Here is a 22,214-nt window from a genome sequence, read left to right as displayed (position 1 = left end):
TAATGCAGTTTGATTTTGTGATATGAACTACATTATGCATTTTTTATTTTAAGTCTTTTTTGATTTGTGTCGTAGAAATTCCAGGAGTTCTTTCAAGGTATTCAACTTTACAATAAGGTTTTAGAAAATCGAATTTTCCTTCCCAGTCATTACCCATTACGAAAGTATCAATATCATATTTTTGTACATCATTAATTTTTTGATCCCAGTTTTCTTCTGGAATAACTTTATCGACATATCTAATTGCTTCTAGAATATATTTTCTTTCAGCATAGCTATTATAGGCTTGCTTATGTTTGCTAAATTCATTGAATTCGTCTGTTGATAGACCTACGATTAAGTAATCTCCTAAGGCTCGAGCTCTTTTTAGAAGGCGAATGTGACCATAATGCAATAGATCAAAGGTTCCGTAGGTAATAATTTTTTTCATAATAAATACTCCCTTATAATAGTTACTATTCTAGCAGAAGTTAAAAAAAGTGAAACTTTTATATTGAAAAAGTTTCTAGTGCTTTTTTGTTAAAATAATAAATAGAGATATTACTTCACATAGAAATGGTTAAAAATAGAAAATGAGTAAAGTTAATATTTTAGGAATTGAATTTGATAACTATTCTTTAGAAGAATTTAAAGATAGATTGATTAGTAGGTTAGATAATAAGTTATCAACCATGGTAGTAACAGCTAATCCCGAAATTGTAATGGCAGCTAATAAAGATCCAAAATTTATGAACCTTATTACCAAGAATGCGGATTTGATTACACCTGATGGAATTGGAATTGTCTTAGGTGGAAAAATGTTAAAAAAACCGCTTAAAGAACGAGTAACAGGATATGATCTATTTACTTGGCTGCTACAGGTAGGAAACTTAAGAAAATTGCGAGTATATTTAATTGGTGCAAAGCCTGAAGTAATGCGAATTACTAAAGAAAAAATTGCTCGTGATTATCCAGGAATTGAATTAGTTGGAGCAGAAGATGGCTATTTTAAGGATGATCTAAAGACGGTAGCTAAAAGAATTGAAGAATCAAGTCCTGATATGGTTTTTGCAGCAATTGGTTTTCCAAGACAAGAAGAGCTGATCTCCATCCTACGTCAAGCAAAAGTGCCTGCAATTATGATGGGAGTGGGCGGAAGTTTTGATGTTTTTTCTGGCGTAGTCAAACGTGCTCCAGAAGTATTTCAAAAAACGCATCTTGAATGGTTCTATCGCTTAATTACTAATCCAACTCGCTTTAAGCGCATGCTCGCATTGCCAGAATTTGTAGTTGAAGTTGAAAAATCAAAGAAAGAAAATAAGAGAAAGAATTAATTAAATGAAAGTTTTACATATTAATGCTGGTTTAGAAAAAGGTGGTGGCCTGTCGCATATTGTTAATTTGTTGACAGAGGCAAAAAGACAAAATGTGGATTTTGAGCTTTTAACTTTAGCAGATGGGCCTGTAGCAAAAGCTGCTAAAAAGGCAAAAATTAAAACAACAATTTTAGGAGCACAAAGTCGTTATGATCTGAGTGTTTTAAAGCGTCTTACTAGTCTTATCAATGAGGGAAATTTTGATATAGTTCATACTCATGGAGCAAGAGCTAATCTGTTTGTCTCAATGATTAAAAAGCAAATCAAAGCAAAGTGGATTATTACGGTTCATTCTGATCCTTTAAAGGATTTTGAAGGTCGAGGAATGATTGGAAATATTTTTACTAAATTAAATATCATGGCTTTAAAAAAAGCAGATGGTATCTTTGCAATTACTCAGAACTTTTCTAACCTTCTAGTTGAAAAAGTAGGTATTCCGAAAACAAAAATTTGCGTAATTTATAATGGGATTTTTTTCCATCAAAATAAGAATGTTCCTAAAAAATATACTCATCCCTATTTCAATATTATTAATGTTGGTCGAGCTGAAAAAGTTAAGGGACAAGACTTGCTTTTAAAGGCAATAAAAAAACTTAATGATCAAAATATTCGGCTGCATATTGTAGGTGATGGCAGTGAATTGAATAATTTAAGAGCATTAGCACGAGATTTAGGAATTAGTTCACAAGTAACTTTTCATGGCTTTTTGACCCAGCAAGAGACTAGAAAGTTATATCAAAAGATGGATTTGGCAGTTTTAACATCGTATTCAGAAAGTTTTCCTCTTGTCTTATTAGAGGCTAGTGATAATTTAGTACCAATTTTGTCAACCGATGTTGGTGATATTGAGAAGATGATTCCTAATGAAGAGTATGGTTTTGTTGCCAAAATTGGAGATTTAGATAGCATTAGTGAAAAAATAAGACAAGCTGCGACCAGCAGCAATACCGATCTTAGAACTATGGCTGAAAAAGAGAAGACATATCTGATGCATGCTTTTTCAATGAAAAACCAATTGGTGGCAATTGAAAATTATTATAAACTTGTTTTAGGTGAAAATAGTGGAAAATTATCATAAAAGCAAGATTTTAGCAATTTTAATTGGAATTCTACCTTTAATTTTTGAATTAAGTAGCAATCTTTGGAAGGGTGATAATGGCTTTTTCATTGTTAGTGCTGCTTATGGCTTAATATTACTCTTATTGGCTTTATCAATTTCTCTTGAAGATTTAGATCAATGGTTTTTAGAAAAAACTTTGAGCCTTCTTTCAGTTTTTTTAGCGTTAACAGTAGTTTTAAATAATCTGGATATCTTTCCTTTATCAGAATTTGGAGCTTTATATCAATTGACAATTATCTCTTATATGGGAATTTTATATTTTTTAGATCGACACTTTAATGCAAAGAATTTAGTATTATTATTACTTAATTTAAATGTTTTAGCTCAATTACCAATTAAAGCAGGTACTTTGCTAATTTTGATTATTTCTATTTTGACTTTTGTCTTTTATCTGACTAGAGTTGTGGTTACTTTTAGTGAACAATTGCGTCCTTTTTTATTGTGTGTTTATTTGATTGTTCTACTTATTTCTCTAGTTTGGTATGTACCTGAATTGCCTGAGGGAATTTTAGGGAATCTTTCTTGGAATATTGGTGCAATTCTTTTATTGATAGAACTAATTGTTTTAATAGAAATAATAGGCGCAATGATTTATTTAAAAGCTAAAGGTTATTTAGCTATTAATGCTCACTTAATTGTAGGAATAATAGGATTTTTGACAATTAGTGAGCTAAGTATGCTTGTTGTTGAATCCAATGTGATTAATACAAGCTACTTAGTTTTAATCTTTATTTTGTCCTTATCTATTGTTAACATCTTTGGAAATATAAGTTTAGGGAAGAAACAAGTAAAAATTTCAGTCTTGATTCCAGCCTATAATAGTGCAAACACGATTGTTGAAGCCCTAGAGTCAATAAAAAATCAAACTTATCAAAATTGGGAGATTATTTTAATTAATGATGGATCACAGGACGAAACAGAAGAAATTTTAAGACGATACTTAGGAAATACAAAACTACCTCTTAAATATACTAAGCAAACTCATCATAATTATTTTAAGGCTATTAGACATGGTCTGAAGTATGCGAGTGGAGAAATAATTTTTGTTTTAGATGCCGATAAAATTCTATTCAATCAAAATGTTTTTTATCGTGCTGTTAGCACCATTCTTGGTGAAAAATGTGACGGAATGTTTGTTGGAATTAGAGCTATGTATCAGCGCTTAAAAGATGGTAAATTTCATTTAGTTAGACCTTATTATCGAAACGAAGTTAGTCTAATAAAAACCGCCTTGGGACTTGGAACAAATATTTATACTAATTATGCTTTTTGGCGAAGAGAGATATTTGAGACCAGCGTATATGAAAATTATTTAATTAATGGGATGCCAGCTTGGTATAATGCAGAAAATAATTTAGGCTTAAGAGTAGTAAATGGTAATTTTGTTGGATTAAAATATCGGGTTTCCAAAAAAGTAAATTTAGGTGATAATCCTCTAAAACAAAATAATTCTAAAACTTTATTTGAATTATCTACAAATTTGAGGACTTTGCATCATATTGTAAGCCGGATAAATGTGCCGGCCTATTCTACTCAAGCGACTTTATACAATTTAATCAATCGGCTTCATATTGCTTCTTTATATCCATCAATTTTTAAACAAGGCCAAACTTCTTTAAGGAAAATCACTCCTCTAGTTACTAAAAATATTAAAAATTCTGAATTGAATAATATATATTTGAAAACAATTGCTGATTTTAGCAATAATTTTGACCCTCAAAAAACTGCCAAAATTGCTATTCCCAAAGGCACAAAAATATATTGGGGAACAGAAATTGAGGAGTTTAGTAAGAAGTTGTCAAAAAATGCGTTAGATCAGTTTTATTACGATTTTATGAAAATAATTGGTCAAGGAACTACTATTTACGAAATTAAAAAAGATGATCAGAAAAAATTAGAACGGATCCTAGAATTTTTTACAATTAGGGATTACGTAAAAATAATAAGTAATTAAAATATCAAAAAGAGACATCAAATTGAAGTGCCTCATAATTGTTAGACATAAAATCTAATAATTATGAGGTATTTTTTTATGACCAAATATTCGACTGAATTAAAAATTGAAATTGTTTCCAAATATTTAAATCATGAAGATTCAATAAAAGGTTTAGCTAAACAATATAATATTCATTGGACTCTTATTCGTAGGTGGGTTAATAAGGCTAAGTGTCAAGGTTTAGCTGCCTTATCTGTTAAACATACTAAAACTACTTATTCTTCTGACTTTAGGCTAAATGTGGTACGCTACTACTTAACACATTCTATTGGAGTTTCAAAGGTAGCGGCTAAGTTTAATATTAGTGATTCTCAAGTATACAATTGGGCTAAAAAGTTCAATGAAGAAGGATACGCTGGGCTGCTGCCTAAACAGAAAGGTCGGCCTAGGAAAGTGCCTAAAAAGAGTAAGAAGACAACTAAAAAGTTAGAACTTAGTGAAAAGCAAAAGTATGAAGAAAAAATTCTTAAGCAGGAAGCTGAATTAGAAAGACTTAGAGTGGAAAATCTTGTCTTAAAAAAAGTGGCTGCCCGATATCCACGTTATCCAACAAACAAAAAACACAATTAATACAGGATATTCGGGCAAAACACCATCAAATTAAACTTAAGGTCTTATTTAAGGTGCTTAAATTAAATAGAAAGACTTACTATGACAATGTAAAAAATAGAATTAATCAAGCTGATAAGTATGCTTTAGTAAAAGAGAAGATTCAAGAAATCTATTATGGCTATGAAGGACAAGAAACATATGGTTATCGTCCTATGTGGGGAGCGTTAAGAGATGAAGGATTTAAATTTTCTCTAGAAACAGTACGTAAGTTAATGAGAAGTTTAGGAATAAAAACAACAATTTATCATAAAAATACTGGTAAATATAGTTCGTATAAGGGTAATGTAGGAAAGAAAGCACCAAATATCCTAAATCAAACTTTTGATGAAACTATCCCCTATAAAGTTCTTCATACCGATGTAACCGAATATAAACTAACTAACGGCAAGAAAGTTTATATTTCTCCTGTAGTAGATGAAGCTTCTTTGGAGATTCTAGCTTGTGCAGTAAGTTACTCTCCTGAAATGAAAACTATTTATAATATGCTAGATGAACTAGCAGATAATCTTCCACCAGGAGCTGCTCCTATCCTTCATTCAGATCAAGGCTTTCAATATCAGAATCCAGGCTATCAGGCTCGACTAAAGAAAATGAATATAATTCAAAGCATGTCCCGAAAAGGAAATTGTCATGATAATGCACCAGGAGAAACGATATTTAATCTAATGAAGAGAGAAAAACTGAATCGACTTAAGATTGGAAGTTTAGAAGAGATGAAGGAAATTCTGAAAGATTATATTTATTGGTTTAACAATGTTAGAAGATCAAACAAATTAAAATACACGACTCCTGTAAAATACAGAAATCGTGTATTATCAAATCTTTAAAATTTTATAAATGTCTAACTTTTCTATGGCACTTCAAATTTGATGTCTCTTTTTGATATCTGCTCTTCTTTGATTATAATAAAATACAAGAAAAAAATTATTTATTTTAGTGATGAGGGGACAAAATGTTTTACCCACAAGTTGATCAAGATGATTCATTAATTTTACATACTGATTTGTATGAAATTAATATGATGTATACCTATTTTAAAAAGGGAATAAGTGAAAGAAATTCTGTATTTGAAGTGTTCTTCAGAAAAGAACCTTTTGGTAATGGCTACGCAGTTAATGCTGGTTTAAGTCATGTTATCCAATACTTAAATAATCTTCGTTTTAAAGAGAGTGATCTAGAATATCTCAAGGAAACTTGTGACTATGATGATGACTTTATCGATTATTTACGTAATTTAGAATTGAAGCTAACTATTCGAAGTGCTAGAGAAGGTGAATTAGTTTTTGCCAACGAACCAATCATGCAGATCGAAGGACCATTAGCTCAAGCACAATTAGTTGAAACTGCAATTTTAAACATTATTAATTTCCAAACTTTGATTGCTACTAAGGCAGCTAGAATTAAGGTCGCTGTTGGTAATGATGGTTTGATGGAATTTGGTTCACGTCGTGCACAAGAAACCGATGCAGCTATTTGGGGAACACGAGCAGCATACATTGGTGGCTTTGACGCTACTAGTAATGTTAGAGCAGGAAAATTATTCGATATTCCTGTCGCTGGTACTCATGCTCACTCTTTGGTTGAAGCATTTAATAATGAATATGATGCTTTTAAAGCATATGCTGAGACTCATAAGGACTGTGTATTCTTAGTTGATACCTATGATACTTTAAGAAGTGGTGTACCAACTGCTATTAAAGTTGCTAAAGAAATGGGCGACAAGATTAATTTCCAGGGAGTTCGAATTGACTCAGGTGATATGGCATATATTTCTAAGAAAGTGCGTAAGCAATTAGACGATGCTGGCTTTCCTGATGCAAAAATTTATGCTTCAAATGATTTAGATGAAAAGACTATTCAAAACCTTAAGATGCAAGGTGCAAAAATTGATGTTTGGGGAATTGGTACTAAATTAATTACAGCTTTTGATCAACCTGCTCTAGGTGGGGTATATAAGTTAGTAGCAATTGAAGATAAAGAAGGCAATATGCGCGATACTTTGAAAATTTCTTCAAATGCCGAAAAAGTATCTACCCCAGGTAAAAAACAGGTATGGCGGATTCAAGCAAACTCTGAGAAGAAAAATGAGGGTGATTGGGTATCACGCTATGACGAAGATCCAAGAGAGTTTGATGCGCTTTTTATGTTCCATCCGCAATACACTTACATTAATAAGGTTGTTACTGATTATACTGCTCGTCCTTTACTACAAGAAATTTTCCATGAAGGAAAACTTGTTTATAAAGAACCTACTCTTAAAGAAACAAAAGAATTCGCAGCTAATAACTTAGACGGATTATGGGACGAATATAAACGTAGTTTGAATCCACAAGATTACCCAGTGGATTTATCCCAAAAGCTATATGATAACAAGATGAGCTTAATTAATGATATTCGTAGTCGAATTGTGAAAAGAGGATATTAAGATGCGTCCATTACAAGAAAAAATTGTTGCGTATGAACACGTATTACCAGAAATAGACCCTAAGAAAGAAATTAGAAAGTCAATTGATTTCTTAAAAGATTACCTAAAAGAAAATCCTTTTTTGAAGACTTATGTTTTAGGGATCTCTGGTGGTCAAGATTCAACTTTAACTGGTAAACTTTGCCAAATGGCAATTGAAGAAATACGTGAAGAAACTGGGGATAATTCTTACCAGTTTATTGCTGTTCGTCTACCTTATGGCGTTCAAGCAGATGCAAGTGATGCTGCCGATGCAATTGCTTTTCAAAAGCCTGATCAAGATCTAATTGTTAATATTAAAGAACCAGTTGATGCAATGGTAAAAGTAGTTGAAGCAACTGGTCAAAAGATTACTGACTTTAACAAAGGTAACATCAAAGCTCGTCAAAGAATGGTTGTTCAATATGCAATTGCTGGTGCTAATAACGGAGCTGTTGTAGGTACTGATCATGCAGCAGAAAACTTTTCTGGCTTTTACACTAAATATGGTGATGGTGCTGCTGATATCACTCCGTTGTTTAGATTAGATAAGCGTCAAGGGAAGGCAATGCTTAAGGAACTTGGATGTCCTAAGCACTTATATGAAAAGGCACCAACTGCTGATTTAGAAGAAGATCGTCCGGACTTACCTGATGAAGTAGCATTAGGAGTAACTTACAAAGATGTTGATGATTACTTAGAAGGTAAAGATGTAAGTGAAGAAGCAGCTGAACAGATTGAAAAGTTGTGGAAAAAGAGTGAACATAAGCGTCATTTGCCAGTAACTATTTTTGATGATTTTTATAAGCAAAATTAAGTAAATTCTTTTCTTGGGGGAAATATGACGGTTTTTGTAGTTGGACCAGATGATCGAGGTTTTTTCAAAAAGCAGCGTACTACCTGGGAATTTGAAGATGCATTAAATCAAGCTTCAGATGGGGATGATATTTTAATCAAAAGAGAGTATCAGTTCCCACTTGAGGATCAAAATTATGTAATTAACAAGAGTCTAAATATTTCTGGCGAAGATAATACTTTTATTTTAGGCGGCTTTATCATTAAAAATGGAGCCCAGGTAAAGTTAAATAATCTGACTCTGCAACACTATCACGATAAGAATAATTCTCTTCAAGTAACAAATAATAGTCAGTTAATTGCGACACATGTGTCAATGGTTAATGAGGCTACGACTGGCCAAAATTATCCAATTATTTATGTAGATGATGGTGCTACTGCTCAATTTAATGATTTGTACGTTGAAAAGGATAAAATTGGTGACGGTGCACATAGAATTTATGTTGAAAAAGGAAATCTAGAGATAAAAAATAGTACTCTTAATTGTAAAATTACTTCTATTGAAGCGAATTTAACTCTTCAGAATACTACGCTTAGCTATGGTGAAAGTAATGTACTTAGTTTATCTGCGAATACTATTGCTACATTACAAAATGTAACTGTAACGGGTGGAGTAAAAGAAAAAGATTATCCTTGCGTTTTTAGCAGCGAATCTACTCTCAATATTATCTCGTCAATTATTAAAGAACCTAATTATTCTGGTGCCCTCTATTTACAAAAAGCTGCTCAGGCAAAAGTAGATAATTCAATGATTGATTCGATATCTATTTGTGACCAAAGTAAGATAGACATAGGAAATAGTAGTAGAATTATCGAGTCAATTGCCATCGAAGATCATAGTATTTTAACTGCAGAAACTCTTTTACTTGACGGTAGAAATAACGGCAAAATCAATATTTTTGCAACAGATGAAAGTACTATAAAGGCAGACTGGATTGGCCTAGCATTTGAAAGTTCACCTAATATTAAAATTGAAGATAATGTAACTTTTAATGTTCCTGACGTTTATGTGTTGAAATTTGATTCTACTAATGATGAGTATGATTTGGATGAAAACAATCAATACACAATAGTAAAAGGTAATTTACAAAACAATATTGAGTACTTTACTACCCAGAAAAAAGAATCTAACTCTAAGCAGGCACATAAAGTAGAAAAAGACCAAAAGGATCTACAAAAAGGTTCTCAAAAATCAGGTATGCAGCAGCTTGATGAAATGATTGGTCTAGAAACGGTAAAGCAACAGGTCAAAGAATTTATTGCAGTTACCGTCTTGAATAAGAAACGAAAAGAAAAGGTTTAAGTACTAATTCTCAAACTTTGCACTCATTGTTTTTAGGAAATCCAGGAACTGGAAAAACAACGGTTGCTCGTATTGTTGGGCATGTTCTATATGAAAAAGGTGTAATAGCTGAAGATAAGTTAATCGAGACATCTCGAGCTGATTTAGTAGCAGGATATGTTGGTCAAACAGCTGAAAAGACTAGAAAAGTTCTTGAATCAGCTTTAGGTGGAATTTTGTTTATTGATGAAGCATATACCCTAGCTAGTGGTGGTCAGAATGATTTTGGTAAAGAAGCAATTGATGAAATATTAAAGTTTATGGAAGATCATCGTTCTAATATTATGATTATCTTTGCTGGCTATACTAACGATATGGAGAAGTTTTTAGAAACTAACCCAGGCTTGCGTAGTCGTATTCCGAATAAATTTGATTTTGAAGATTATACAGTTGATGAAATGGTTCAAATTGGTTTGTTTTCTCTAAAGAAACAACAATATCATGTAAATCCTTCAAGTTATGCAGACTTATTGAAGAATAATTTAAGTAAGGATAACGATAACAGTAATGGACGTTGGGTCAGAAATCTAAATGATAAGATTATAAAGAAACAAGCAGTACGCGTAGCCCTAAGTGATAGTTATTCAGAAGAAGACTTGATAAATATTACTGATGCCGATTTAGATGCTGTTAGACTTTAGTTTTATAAATTTTAACTACTATTTTTGATGATTTATGTAAAAAGAACTAAACTTGTATCGGACTAGATAGTTTAACATACTATAGATGCATAAGAGAGTAACGGCAAGTTATTGCGATAAGTTCAACAACCGAGATGGATACCTCTGGACTTATCTTAATTAGTGAGACTTATGACTGATAACTGGTCATAGGTCTTTTTTGTTTATGGGAGGATGTTTTACGGTGAAAGAGAAATACTATGCTCAAGAGATTTCTCAAATTGAGAAAGAGCTGAATACATCGTTAGACAATGGTTTGTCTGATAATGAAGCTAAGAAGAGACTAGCTTCAGATGGGCCAAATTCTTTAGCTTCAAAGAAAAAGCGTAGTATGTTTATGCGCTTTATCGATCAATTTAAGGACTTTATGATTATTGTCTTAATTGTGGCTGCCATTTTATCTGGTGTAGTTGCTAATGAATGGACTGATGCTGCAATTATTATGATTGTTGTTTTGCTGAATGCAATTTTAGGAGTAATTCAGGAAGCTAGATCAGAAGCTGCGATTGATGCTTTAAAGGAGATGTCAACACCAAATGCCCATGTAAGACGTGGAGGCGCAATTTTAGAAATTCCAAGTACAGATATTGTGCCTGGTGATATTGTCTTGCTTGAAGCAGGGGACGTTGTGCCAGCTGATATGCGACTAGCTAAGACTGCAAGTTTAAAAGTTGAAGAGTCAGCTTTGACAGGTGAGTCAGTACCTGTTGAAAAAGATAGTGACGTGTTAAAAGCTGATGATGTAGCACTAGGTGACCGTGTTAACATGGCTTATGCAAATACTAATGTAACTTACGGACGAGCAGAAGGTATTGTTGTTGGCACTGGTATGAATACCGAAGTCGGTAAAATCGCAACAATGCTTAATAATGCAGATGAAACAGCTACTCCATTAAAGGAAAACTTGAATCAGCTTGGTAAGACTTTAACGATTATGATTTTGGCAATTTGTGTGATTGTCTTTATCGTAGGAATGTTTACCAAACAGGGAAGTGAGCCAACTAATAAATTAATTATCGATATGTTTCTAGTTGCTGTCTCATTAGCTGTTGCTGCAATCCCTGAAGGATTACCAGCTATCGTAACTATTATTTTGGCTTTGGGAACACAAACAATGGCTAAACATAAGGCAATTGTTAGAAAATTGCCGGCTGTTGAGACCTTAGGAGCTACCGATATTATTTGTTCTGATAAGACTGGCACTTTGACACAGAACCAAATGACTGTTGAAAAAATTTACTATAACGGCGAGCTTCATAATGATGAAGCACCAATTAATAGTGATAATCCGGCTATGATGTCAATGATTTTAGCTAATGATACAAAGATTGAAGACGGTGGTCGGCTTTTAGGGGACCCAACTGAAACGGCCTTGATTCAATATGCTTTTGATCAAAATATTAAAGTTGAAGATCTTCTTAAGAAAGATAGCCGCGTTCAAGAAGTTCCATTTGATTCAGAAAGAAAATTAATGTCTACGGTTAACCATTATGGTAATAAATTTTTTGTTGCTGTAAAGGGAGCCCCAGATGAATTATTAAAGCGAGTAACGAAAATTGAAAAAGATGGTCAAGTAGCGCCAATTTCAGATAGTGAAAAAGAAACAATTCTTGCATCAAATAAGGGGATGGCTGAACAAGCTTTACGTGTCTTAGGACTGGCTTACAAGATTGTGGATAAGGCCTATGATGATCCAACGACTAATAATGTTGAACAAGATCTAATTTTTGCTGGTTTAGTGGGAATGATTGACCCAGAAAGACCAGAAGCAAAAGCTGCTGTTGCCGAAGCAAAAAGTGCTGGTATTAGAACAGTTATGATTACTGGTGACCACCAAATTACAGCTGCTGCGATTGCTTCTCGTTTGGGCATTTTAGAAGAAAGTTCAGATAAAAATAAAGCCGTAATTACTGGTGCAGAACTTGATAAGTTATCAGATGACTACTTTAACAAGCATGTTCAAGATTATAGTGTTTATGCTCGTGTATCTCCTGAAAACAAGGTTAGAATTGTTAAAGCATGGCAAGCTAATAACAAGATTGTCGCCATGACTGGGGACGGTGTTAATGATGCTCCTAGTTTAAAGCAAGCTGATATTGGTATTGGTATGGGAATTACTGGTACTGAAGTATCAAAGGGTGCAGCCGATATGGTTTTAGCTGATGATAACTTTGCGACAATCGTTGAAGCAATCAAGCAAGGGCGTAAGGTATTTGCTAATATTCAAAAGGCAATTCTTTATTTGATGAGTTGTAACGTTGGCGAAGTTTTAACAGTATTTATGATGACTATGCTTGGTTGGGATATCTTAATGCCAGTGCAATTGTTGTGGATTAACTTGGTTACTGATACTTTGCCAGCAATTGCTTTGGGTGTTGAACCAGTAGAGCCAGGAATTATGAAGAAGAAGCCACGTGGTAGAAAGTCAAACTTCTTCAGTGGGGGCGTTGCAAGCTCGATTATTTACCAAGGTATTTTAGAAGGTATTTTAGTTTTAGGTGCATATCAATTTGGCTTGCATGTCGGTCCTCATGTTGGAAATGCAGCTATGCAGCATGCTGACGCCTTAACGATGGCCTTTCTTACTTTGGGATTAATCCAATTGTTCCATGCCTTTAACTCTAAATTTATTCATAAATCTATCTTTAGAGCACAGATATTTGAAAATAAATGGTTTAACGGAGCAATTCTTATTTCTGCTTTGATTATGGCTGCTGTAGAGATTCCATTTTTGACTAAGATTTTTGATGTGACCGAATTAGATGGAATGCAATGGTTAGTTGTAATTGTTGCAGGACTTTTGATGATTATCATTGTTGAAATTGTTAAATTCTTTGAAAGAAGAACTGCTAGAAAATAATAAATATTATCTTCTAGAGGTAGAATAAAAATGCATGTAAAAAGGCAGCTAGTTTAAATTTTCTAGCTGTCTTTTTTACAAATTAAAATATACGTTCTAATTGCTTGTCGTGAAGGGTATAATGATGATTAAACATTTCCATAATTTTTGGTGGAATATGATGATCTATTTCAACCACAGTTAATGGCGAATTCAAGAACATTTCATGTATCTGATTTGCGGTAGTAGGATCAAGTGAAGCTGTCCCCTCGTCAACAATTAAGAAATCTTTTTCATAGAGAAAAGCGCGTGCTAATTCTATTCGTTTCTTTTCACCACCAGATAAGTTTTTTCCATTTTCTTCTATAATTGCATTTAATCCATACCGCTTAACATATGGCAATAATCCGGCCTTTTTGATAGCTTCTGCAATTTTGGAATCACTAAACTTTTTACCTAAAGTTAGGTTGAAAAGCAAAGTATCATTAAATATTTGAGAAGTCTGTTGTACCTCACTAAATGTAAAACTTTTATTAGATAATCCATTGATAAGAATATTTCCGTTAGTAGGTTTTAGTTGACCAGTTAAAAGATTAAGGAGAGTAGACTTTCCCTGACCAGATTTACCGGTAAGTAATAGCTTATCGCCTTTTTTAATTTCTAAATTGACTTTGTCTAAAACTAATTCTTCTGCCTTATATCCAAAACTAATATTGTTAAGTATTAGTGTATCTAGGTTAGAATTAGAAACATCTGTATTAAATTTTTCTGGTTTAAAGGAGTTCAGCTTATCTATCATGGGTTTTGCCGAAGACATTTGATTACGGCAGCTATTAATACTGTAAAAACTGTTAATAATCCAAGTACTGGAATATTGAACTGCCACAAATGAGGCTAGAGTGAGCATCCCTTTGATGACCATAATTATTCCTATTCCAATAGGTAAAAAGCTAAAAGAATAAACGAATATATTAACCCAAAAATTACTTTTGGCAATTGTATTATCACGTAATCTTTTATTTTCAGTAGATTGAGTAATAATTTTTTGCCCTTTTTTAATAAAGGTATCCAATGCATTGTAATTTAAAACAGTCTTAATATTCTTTAGAAAATCGGACATAAATGTTATGTAAGTTCCTGTAGAATTACTCCAATTATTTGATTGTTGAGCCGTTTTCTTGCTAAAAAATTTAGGAATAATACTTGAAAAAATAGCGAATGAAATAAAAACTAAAGTTAATAAAAAACTATTGCCAACTGCAACTATTGAAGTACCGACAATTGTTACAATCATTGAAATTAATTGAAAAAGTTGCTTAAAATAATTCTCTTCTATTAAGTTAAGATCATTTGATAGAAAAGAAATTTGTTTTGATACCTTATTTTCGCTGATTTCAATAAAGTTACTTTTCATTAGATATTCACGCACATTTTGACTAAAACAAGCAATATTTTTATTGAGCATCCTTGTATTTAAATATTTGATGACAACCAAAAAAACTTGAGCAGCAGTAATAATTGTTATCATCTTGATAGTATTAGGAATATTTTTTTCGGTAATTAGAGCGAAAATCTCTGAATATGACCAAGTTCCGAAGGGTAACTCTAAGCCACTTAAGCATGCAAGCAAGATACTTAAGATAAAATATTTTTTGTTGATAAATTTCTTCATTGTTGATCCTCTTTTCATTTAAGATGAGATAAATGATAAAAGATGCACGTAATGAAGAAGCTTTTTTTGCATAATTGATTAGCAAGTTGCATATATGCAGTTTATTGAGGCAAGATATCTATTGTTTTACTTAGATTACTTTTCTTTAAAATAGTAATAATGGTCTTTAATTGTTCTTTTTGATTTGTAAAGTAACAATGATAGTAATAACCAAGGATTTTATCGATACCTAATTCAGGATATTCTACTAATTGAGTTAAGAGTTGAATAGCTTTATTAGCTGAGCCAATATCTTGATTTTGGGATGCTGAATATAAGTAATTAATACAAAAAGATGCGACGCTTTCTTGAATTTGTAGAGTTTGTTTGCCAAGATTATTTTGATATTTATGATAAATTTGATTTAAGAAAAAAGGTAAGTCGAGAGGATTAAGAACTTCAATAAAAGTAGACAATATCGAAATTTTATTAGAATCCTTGAGCCAATGATTACCTGAAAATATTTTTTGTATAATTTTGTCTTTATTTTTAGGAAATTTATGACGACCTGATTGTAGAGTATTAAGAATAAGTTGAGCTTGTAGTTTGAGCAGATCATCATTAGATGTATTAATTTGAGTATAGATTTCTTTTGCTTTATCGAGATCTCGATCATAGTAAGCAGATAATAATTGATTGCTAAGTTTTTCATCTGAGACGTTTATATTGCTTTGATCAAGGGATGAGAAAAAGTCTGAATAAGGTATTTTGTTTTGATTCAAAAGTTCTAGAAGATCGTTTGCCGAAATTTCATGTAGATTACGTTCTATTTTTGAGTAATGTGCTGGAGACAGGATATTTTGAGTGAATTCTTTCTGAGTTAGTCCTGCACTAGTACGATATTGTTTTAATGCTTCGCCAATGTTCATTTGGTAATCTCCAATCTATAAAGCTCTATCTAGTTATGAATTATATGAAATTTTAAATGGAAAATATATAAATAAAAATAGAATAAAAGAATGTAAGAAAATAAAATTTTATCAAATAATCAAAAAAAGCTTGAGTTTACTCAAGCTTTTTTTATACCCTTAGTAATGAGTATATAATTGACAAATGTTAAATATTTGTCAACAAATCCATTTATTTAAGGAACATTTAAATGAAAAGTTTATTTTTTCGCTTATACTTATGGGGAATGAGTTTCCTTGCAAGTCTTCGACCAATTAAAGAAAAGAATATTGTAGTTTTAAATGGCTCAGGTAGATCCGGTTCAAACGGCTATTTATTTTATAAATATATTAAGGCAAAACATCCTGACTATAACATTACTTTAGTTGAGCCTTGGCCATCTTCTCACTTATCTTGGGAAACTTGGAAAAAAATTGGTACTGCTAAATATGTGATCACCACTCATCAACCTTTTAAAGTGCGACGAGATCAAGTTAACATTCAATTCTGGCATGGCGTACCTTTAAAGCGTATGGGCTTTATGGCGCATAATACACGCTATCGTGATAATAAGCGTAACCAAAAGCTATGGCATAAAAATGCGGACCTGGTAACTTCAAGCTCCGATCTCTATGAAAGTTTAATGAGTGCTTGTATGGCAATTGAAGGTAAAAAATATCAAAAACTTGGCTTTCCTAGAATTGATTACATTGATCAACCAGCAATTTCTAAGGAAAAATTACTAGCAGATTTATTTAAAACTAAGGATGATCAAGCACAAATAGGAATCTATATGCCAACTTTTCGCTATGAGTTAGAAGATAAGTTCGTTATGGAAGAAATAAAACAAGGTAATTATTTTGCTTTTCAAGATTTTGATCCTTATAAATTAAATGATGCTTTAAAAGCAAATCATCAGTATTTAATCGTGAAACTTCATCCTTATGAAATGCGGATGTTTGAAGATTTAAATAGTTACTTCTCAAATATTGCGTTCTTAAATAATAGTTATTTATTTGAAAATAATCTTGATTTATATGAACTGCTCGGAAATACAGATTTCTTAATTACAGATTTCTCATCAATTTATTTTGATTACCTGCACTTGGATAAACCAATTATTTTTATTACTAATTATTTAAAACAGTACGAGAAAGTACGTGGCTTATTGTTAAGTCCATACGAAGATGTTACGCCGGGACCTTGTGTTAACTCACAAAAAGAACTTCTGCAAGTTTTGAGACATCCTGATGATCATCAATACAAAAATCAGCGGTTTGATTGGCGTGAGTTAATTGATGAAGTTGAAGATATTGATTCTTGCGAGCCTATCTTTGACTATATGACGAAGAATTTTTAGAGGAAAAAGTAGTGAAGCGAACTTTTCTTAATATTTTATATAATGCGGTCTACCAGATTTTTCTAGTTTTAGTACCGTTAATTACCGTTCCATATTTGTCTCGAGTTTTAGGACCTAAGACTTATGGTATTTATGGCAGTGTTAATAATACTGTGCAGTTTTTAATGGTATTTTGTACTTTGTCAGTTTCTTATATTGGAATACGAACTGTTTCTCGAACTAGAACTTATGGAACACCGCAAGAATTGACTGATGCTTTTTGGGGCCTATGGTATTTTCAGGCAATTGCCGGATTAGTTACGATTTTAATTACGTTGTTAATTACTAACATTTTTCATATTCAATATTGGAACTATTTGATCTTAATGGTGCCATATTTAATCTCGGCACAAGTTGATATTTCATGGTTCTTTCAAGGATTGGCTGATTTTGGTAGAGTTGTATTAAAAAATACGATTGTTAAATTAGCCAGTGTAGTTCTGATTTTGCTCTTAATTAAATCACCTGCAGATCTTTGGAAATACTTCCTAATTATGTCAGTTTCAACGATGCTAGGATCTTTTGTATTTTGGCTTGATATTCATCGGTATGTAGGAAAACCAGTAGGACATATTTATAAATATAAGACCACTATTATTTCGATTATAACCTTGATGATTCCTCAGATTGCTACACAGATTTACACATCTCTTGATAAGCCAATTTTAGGATTCTTCAGCAATTCAACTCAGGTGGCTTTTTATGATAATTCACAGCGAATTTCAAATATGGTATTGGGAGTAATTACAAGTATTTCTTTGGTGATTATGCCGAAGATGGCTAGTGAAGAAAAGGAGACTCAAAAAGTTGTTTTAAAGAAGTCGCTTGAAGCAACTACAATGCTTGGAACTTTATTTGCAGTAATTATCATGGCAAATACTAAGCAGTTTGTACCTTTCTTCTTTGGAAAACAGTTTATTCCGATGACACCACTAATGTTCTTCTTTGCACTAACGATTATTATGATTCCGATGGGTGGGGTCTTTGCTAATCAATTTGCACTTGCTAATCGAAGAGATAAAGAATATGCGATTCCAGTTGTAATTGGGGCCATAATTGAATTGATTTTAGCAGCTATACTAGATCGACCATATGGAGCCGTCGGTGCTACAGTTGCAATTTTAATTACAGAATTTGTAGTGTTAATTTTACGCCTATGGATTGTTAGAGATGACTATAATTTTAAAGATGCCTTTTGTGATGTACCTAAATATTTCCTAATTGGAATAATTACCTTGATTGCTGGCATGTTAATGCCAAATTTAATTAAGTCAAGCTTTTTAAACATGGCAATTAAGTCAATTTTGATGCTAATCATTTATGCAGGAATTATGTTTATGATGAAGTTAAACTTTAATCAAGATATGATTGAATTTGTTACTCGCTTTTTTAGAAAGATTAAAAGATAAAAATGATTCCTAAAAAAATCCATTATATTTGGGTGGGAAGTAACCCTAAATCACCTTTAATTGAAGAATGCATTGCAACCTGGAAAAATAAATTACCGGATTATGAAATTATTGAATGGAATGAAAATAATTTCAACGTACATGGAAATAAGTATATTGAACAAGCCTATGAGGCCAAAAAGTGGGCATTTGTTTCTGACTATATTAGAGCCCGTGTGATTTATGAACAAGGGGGTATTTACTTAGATACAGATGTTAGAGTACTTAAGAAATTGGATCCGCTTTTGAATAATCGGGCGTTTATTGGTTTTGAAAACAATGATTACTTGTCGGCTGCTATTTTTGGTGCTGAAATGAATCATCCTTTTATGAAAGATATTCTTAATTATTACAATAATCGAGATTTTACTTTTGATAAGAATGATCAAATGGCAGGCGTAAATAGTATTTCAGTAACTGATATTTTAAAAGAAAAATACGGTTTAAAGACAGGCAATAAGGAACAAATATTAAAAGAAGGGCTCCATGTTTATCCGGATGGATTTCTGTGTAATCCAAGCAAGAATTCGTATTCCATTCACTTGTTTACTGGAACATGGATAGATGGGAAACAGTCTTTAAAACAAAAAATTGTGACTGATTTAAAGAGAAGGATATCTTCTCCAAAACAAGCTGGGATATATCAAAAATTAATACGAAAATAATGAATCAAGCAGAGTTACAAAAATTAGTAGAAGAAATTTCTTTACAGTATTTTCATGTTCCGTTTAAGCATGAAGTTAAAATCAATAATCGAATGACAACGACGGGCGGAAGATACTTTTTAAATGACCATCATATTGATATTAACGGCCATTTTTTAGAGAAAAAGTATCATGCAGATTTAATTGGAATAATTAAGCATGAGTTAACACATTATCATTTGCATTTAGCGGGTCGCGGTTATCAACATCGTAATCGTGATTTTAAGAATTTGCTTGCGGCTGTTGGAGGTAGTCGCTATACACCAGATATTGGTTTAAGACGAAGCCAAAATCGAAACTATATTTATGAATGCAAAGATTGCCATTTTAAATATCCTCGTGTTCGCAAAGTAAATACAAAAAAATATAGGTGCGGCAGATGCGGCGGAAGACTAACATTAATCAGAGAAAAGAAATAAGTAGAGGAAAATAATGATAACAATGAAAGATGTGGCTCAGAGAGCTGGGGTGAGCCTTGGAACTGTTTCAAGAGTTATTAATCATGCAAAAGGTATTAAACCAACAACTTTAGAAAAAGTTAACAGAGCGATTGAAGAATTACATTATGTACCAGATGAATATGCACGTGGACTTAAAACTCAATCTTCAAGAACAGTTGCTTTAATTCTGCCTTCAATTTGGTATCCATTTTTTTCAGAATTTGGTTATTATGTAGAAAAGGCTTTGGATGAAAAAGACTATAAGTTACTACTTTGTAATTCAGACGGTGATCCACAAGAAGAAAACAAATATATTAAGATGGTTAAGCAAAATAAGATTGATGCTATTATTGCCATAACTTATAGTGATATCGATCAATATATTGATTCAAATATTCCTTTTGTAAGTTTAGACAGGTACTTTAAACAAAAAGTATCATACGTAGCTTCAGATAATTATCAGGGTGGACGTATTGCAGCTCAAGAACTGGTGAAACGTGGTGCAAATAATTTAGCTTATATTGGAAGTCATAGTCGATATCCTAATGATACTATGCGTAGAAGAAAAGGTTTTTTAGATTATTTAAAAGAAAATAATATTGAAGTTCATGACGTCTTTCTACAAGAACCGGTAAAAGATTTTACACCATATGTGAAAAAATTATTAAAAAAGAATTCGCAAATCAATGGAATATTTATGCATAATGATGCCTTACTATTGAAAATAATGCCAGTAATAGAAAAACTAGGGTATCGTGTTCCAGAAGATATTCAGTTAATTGGATTTGATGGGATGGATTTAGCGGCTGATTTGCCCTTAGGTGTTAGTACCATTGTTCAATCTATAAGGGATTTAGCCTATGGAGCAGTGGAGTTAGTAGTTAAAAAAATAAAAGATCCTACAAGAGAGAATGAAGTATATACATATCCAGTTAAATTTAGGAAAGGAAATACAACAAAGTAATATTGACAAAACCGTGTAAGCGGTTTTATTATATAGATAGTAATTGAAACGTTTCAAAAAAAGATAAAAGTAACTATATTATTTTTTGAGATATAAATGAAACGTTTCAAAAAAGGAGGAAAATTATGAAGAAATGGAAAGTAGGCTTGGGAATCTTAGCAGCTTTTTTAGCAATTGGATTAACAGGATGTAGCAATAATGCTAATAAAGGTACTAAACATGTAACAATGTGGGTGCATGTTTCTAATGAGGATCCAGAAGGAAAAGCTTTATTGAAAAATATTCATGATTTTAATAGAGAAAACAAACATGGATACAAAGCTAGTGTTCAATTTATTCCACGCTCTGGTTCAGGTGGTGGCTATGAAGATAAAATCAATGCTGCGCTTAATTCAAATAGCTTACCAGATGTTTTAACTTTAGACGGGCCAAATACGGCAGCATATGCTAAAGCTAAAATTATCCAGCCAATTGGAAAATATATTACTAATCAAGATGATTTCTTAAAAACAATTAGAAATCAAGGTACTTATAATGGCAAGTTATATGCTATTGGATATTCAGAATCAAGTATTGGTTTTTACTATAACAAGACAATGTTTAAAAAGGCAGGTATTAAAGATTCAGAATTACCTACCCTTAAAAATCCGTGGGATTGGAATCAATTTGAAACAATTTGTAAGAAGCTAAAAGATTATTATCATGAACCAGTTATTAATATGAGTTTAAATGATCACTCAGAAATGTCACTTTATTCACTAGCGCCATTCATGTGGTCTGCTGGTGGAAACATCTGTAATCCAGCTGGAACAACAGCAAATGGATATTTCAACTCTAAAAAGATAGCGTCAGCATTTCAGTTTATTCAAGATATGGTAAAGAAAGGCTATACTACTATTTCTCCTAAGGATAAAGGTTTTGAAACTGGATCATATGCAATGATGATGACAGGAACCTGGGAAGTTCAAACTTTAAACAACCAATATAAAGATTTGAAGTGGGGTGTTTTACCTTATCCAGTTTCACCCAAGACTCATAAAGCTGTTTCGCCGACTGGCTCTTGGCAATATGCTATGACTAACGTTGCTAAGAATAAAGAAGCGGCAGGGGCCTTAATTAATTTCTTAGTAAATAGAAAATGTATGTATAGAAGTGATATGGCCAATACAGTTTTGCCAGCACGTAAGAGTGTTTCTAAGATGATGGTCCCGAAAGTTGATCCAGCTATGAGATTCTTTATTAAACAAAATCAAACTACTGGTAAAGCTCGTCCAGTTTTAGTAAATTATCCACAAATTACGAGAACTTTTGCGGAAACAGTGCAAGATGTAACCTTATATCAAAAAAATCCAAATGTACAAAAAGTATTAGATGCTCAAACTAAGGTTATGCAAAAGTATCTAGAAAACTAAAGGTAG

The 22,214-nt window shown here is 32.3% G+C and carries 16 protein-coding genes and 1 pseudogene; 14 read left to right on the top strand and 3 right to left on the bottom strand.

The features are described 5' to 3' along the window. Positions 1 to 43: 43 nt before the first annotated feature. Positions 44 to 430: a glycerol-3-phosphate cytidylyltransferase gene (gene tagD / locus GTO82_RS07785; RefSeq protein ID WP_004893441.1), complete on the bottom strand. Its 387-nt coding sequence runs from the start codon at positions 428 to 430 to the stop codon at positions 44 to 46. Between the two features lie 142 nt (positions 431 to 572). On the opposite strand from tagD, the gene GTO82_RS07780 reads away from it, so the two are divergent. From GTO82_RS07780 to GTO82_RS07745, 8 genes and pseudogenes are all read left to right on the top strand, one after another. Next, positions 573 to 1,313 carry a WecB/TagA/CpsF family glycosyltransferase gene (locus tag GTO82_RS07780; RefSeq protein ID WP_180873126.1) on the top strand — a complete coding sequence of 247 codons (741 nt, stop codon included), beginning with the start codon at positions 573 to 575 and terminating at the stop codon, positions 1,311 to 1,313. 4 nt (positions 1,314 to 1,317) lie between these two features. Beyond that, positions 1,318 to 2,433 carry a glycosyltransferase gene (locus GTO82_RS07775; protein WP_180873125.1) on the top strand — a complete coding sequence of 372 codons (1,116 nt, stop codon included), beginning with the start codon at positions 1,318 to 1,320 and terminating at the stop codon, positions 2,431 to 2,433. Further along, on the top strand, positions 2,417 to 4,429 hold the full coding sequence (locus GTO82_RS07770; RefSeq protein ID WP_180873124.1) for a glycosyltransferase family 2 protein: 2,013 nt from the start codon (positions 2,417 to 2,419) through the stop codon (positions 4,427 to 4,429). Before GTO82_RS07775 ends, GTO82_RS07770 begins: the two co-directional genes overlap by 17 nt. 78 nt (positions 4,430 to 4,507) lie before the next feature. Further along, a protein-coding gene (locus GTO82_RS07765) for an IS3-like element IS1223 family transposase (RefSeq protein WP_180872811.1) occupies positions 4,508 to 5,910 on the top strand; the annotation gives its coding sequence in 2 pieces (ribosomal slippage) (positions 4,508 to 4,982 and positions 4,982 to 5,910; 1,404 coding nt in all). Between the two features lie 125 nt (positions 5,911 to 6,035). After that, the gene (locus tag GTO82_RS07760) at positions 6,036 to 7,508 is read left to right on the top strand and encodes a nicotinate phosphoribosyltransferase (RefSeq protein WP_180873123.1); all 1,473 of its coding nucleotides are present in this window, start codon (positions 6,036 to 6,038) and stop codon (positions 7,506 to 7,508) included. A gap of 1 nt (position 7,509) precedes the next feature. After that, positions 7,510 to 8,343, top strand: coding sequence for an ammonia-dependent NAD(+) synthetase (nadE, locus tag GTO82_RS07755; protein WP_180873122.1), 834 nt, complete (start codon positions 7,510 to 7,512; stop codon positions 8,341 to 8,343). Between the two features lie 24 nt (positions 8,344 to 8,367). Next, positions 8,368 to 10,364: pseudogene (locus GTO82_RS07750) on the top strand (AAA family ATPase). Between the two features lie 223 nt (positions 10,365 to 10,587). Continuing rightward, complete coding sequence (locus GTO82_RS07745) at positions 10,588 to 13,263, top strand: calcium-translocating P-type ATPase, PMCA-type (protein ID WP_260983145.1); 2,676 nt, start codon at positions 10,588 to 10,590, stop codon at positions 13,261 to 13,263. Between the two features lie 82 nt (positions 13,264 to 13,345). On the opposite strand, the gene GTO82_RS07740 is transcribed toward GTO82_RS07745, so the two are convergent. Together GTO82_RS07740 and GTO82_RS07735 are read right to left on the bottom strand one after the other, a co-directional pair. Next, positions 13,346 to 14,914: an ATP-binding cassette domain-containing protein gene (locus GTO82_RS07740; protein ID WP_180873120.1), complete on the bottom strand. Its 1,569-nt coding sequence runs from the start codon at positions 14,912 to 14,914 to the stop codon at positions 13,346 to 13,348. 101 nt (positions 14,915 to 15,015) lie between these two features. Then, the gene (locus GTO82_RS07735) at positions 15,016 to 15,822 is read right to left on the bottom strand and encodes a helix-turn-helix domain-containing protein (RefSeq protein WP_094499435.1); all 807 of its coding nucleotides are present in this window, start codon (positions 15,820 to 15,822) and stop codon (positions 15,016 to 15,018) included. A 230-nt stretch (positions 15,823 to 16,052) separates the two neighbouring features. Between GTO82_RS07735 and GTO82_RS07730 the strand changes: the two genes are divergently transcribed. The 6 genes from GTO82_RS07730 (at position 16,053) to GTO82_RS07705 (ending at position 22,208) form a co-directional block, all read left to right on the top strand. Then, on the top strand, positions 16,053 to 17,201 hold the full coding sequence (locus GTO82_RS07730) for a CDP-glycerol glycerophosphotransferase family protein (protein ID WP_180873119.1): 1,149 nt from the start codon (positions 16,053 to 16,055) through the stop codon (positions 17,199 to 17,201). 11 nt (positions 17,202 to 17,212) lie between these two features. Next, on the top strand, positions 17,213 to 18,649 hold the full coding sequence (locus GTO82_RS07725; RefSeq protein WP_180873118.1) for an oligosaccharide flippase family protein: 1,437 nt from the start codon (positions 17,213 to 17,215) through the stop codon (positions 18,647 to 18,649). A 2-nt stretch (positions 18,650 to 18,651) separates the two neighbouring features. After that, the gene (locus GTO82_RS07720) at positions 18,652 to 19,353 is read left to right on the top strand and encodes a glycosyltransferase family 32 protein (RefSeq protein ID WP_180873117.1); all 702 of its coding nucleotides are present in this window, start codon (positions 18,652 to 18,654) and stop codon (positions 19,351 to 19,353) included. Next, the gene (locus GTO82_RS07715; protein ID WP_180873116.1) at positions 19,353 to 19,811 is read left to right on the top strand and encodes a SprT family protein; all 459 of its coding nucleotides are present in this window, start codon (positions 19,353 to 19,355) and stop codon (positions 19,809 to 19,811) included. The genes GTO82_RS07720 and GTO82_RS07715 overlap by 1 nt, the downstream gene beginning before the upstream one ends. A gap of 13 nt (positions 19,812 to 19,824) precedes the next feature. After that, the gene (locus GTO82_RS07710) at positions 19,825 to 20,796 is read left to right on the top strand and encodes a LacI family DNA-binding transcriptional regulator (protein ID WP_180873115.1); all 972 of its coding nucleotides are present in this window, start codon (positions 19,825 to 19,827) and stop codon (positions 20,794 to 20,796) included. 125 nt (positions 20,797 to 20,921) lie between these two features. Beyond that, positions 20,922 to 22,208 (top strand): ABC transporter substrate-binding protein, encoded by a 1,287-nt coding sequence (locus tag GTO82_RS07705; protein WP_180873114.1) that lies wholly within the window; start codon positions 20,922 to 20,924, stop codon positions 22,206 to 22,208. The last annotated feature ends 6 nt before the right edge of the window (positions 22,209 to 22,214 follow it).

The organism is Lactobacillus johnsonii, assembly GCF_013487865.1.
Lineage (GTDB): Bacteria > Bacillota > Bacilli > Lactobacillales > Lactobacillaceae > Lactobacillus > Lactobacillus johnsonii_A.
Note: the sequence above shows the minus strand (reverse complement) of the source record. Positions and strands in the feature narration are given on the sequence as shown.

Bases quoted from the DNA above. Each gene is read 5' to 3' on its own strand.
- nadE (WP_180873122.1), top strand. From the start codon at position 7,510: ATGCGTCCATTACAAGAAAAAATTGTTGCGTATGAACACGTATTACCA.
- GTO82_RS07705 (WP_180873114.1), top strand. From the start codon at position 20,922: ATGAAGAAATGGAAAGTAGGCTTGGGAATCTTAGCAGCTTTTTTAGCA.
- GTO82_RS07730 (WP_180873119.1), top strand. From the start codon at position 16,053: ATGAAAAGTTTATTTTTTCGCTTATACTTATGGGGAATGAGTTTCCTT.
- GTO82_RS07760 (WP_180873123.1), top strand. From the start codon at position 6,036: ATGTTTTACCCACAAGTTGATCAAGATGATTCATTAATTTTACATACT.
- GTO82_RS07735 (WP_094499435.1), bottom strand. From the start codon at position 15,822: ATGAACATTGGCGAAGCATTAAAACAATATCGTACTAGTGCAGGACTA.
- tagD (WP_004893441.1), bottom strand. From the start codon at position 430: ATGAAAAAAATTATTACCTACGGAACCTTTGATCTATTGCATTATGGT.
- GTO82_RS07740 (WP_180873120.1), bottom strand. From the start codon at position 14,914: ATGAAGAAATTTATCAACAAAAAATATTTTATCTTAAGTATCTTGCTT.
- GTO82_RS07715 (WP_180873116.1), top strand. From the start codon at position 19,353: ATGAATCAAGCAGAGTTACAAAAATTAGTAGAAGAAATTTCTTTACAG.
- GTO82_RS07720 (WP_180873117.1), top strand. From the start codon at position 18,652: ATGATTCCTAAAAAAATCCATTATATTTGGGTGGGAAGTAACCCTAAA.
- GTO82_RS07780 (WP_180873126.1), top strand. From the start codon at position 573: ATGAGTAAAGTTAATATTTTAGGAATTGAATTTGATAACTATTCTTTA.
- GTO82_RS07710 (WP_180873115.1), top strand. From the start codon at position 19,825: ATGATAACAATGAAAGATGTGGCTCAGAGAGCTGGGGTGAGCCTTGGA.
- GTO82_RS07775 (WP_180873125.1), top strand. From the start codon at position 1,318: ATGAAAGTTTTACATATTAATGCTGGTTTAGAAAAAGGTGGTGGCCTG.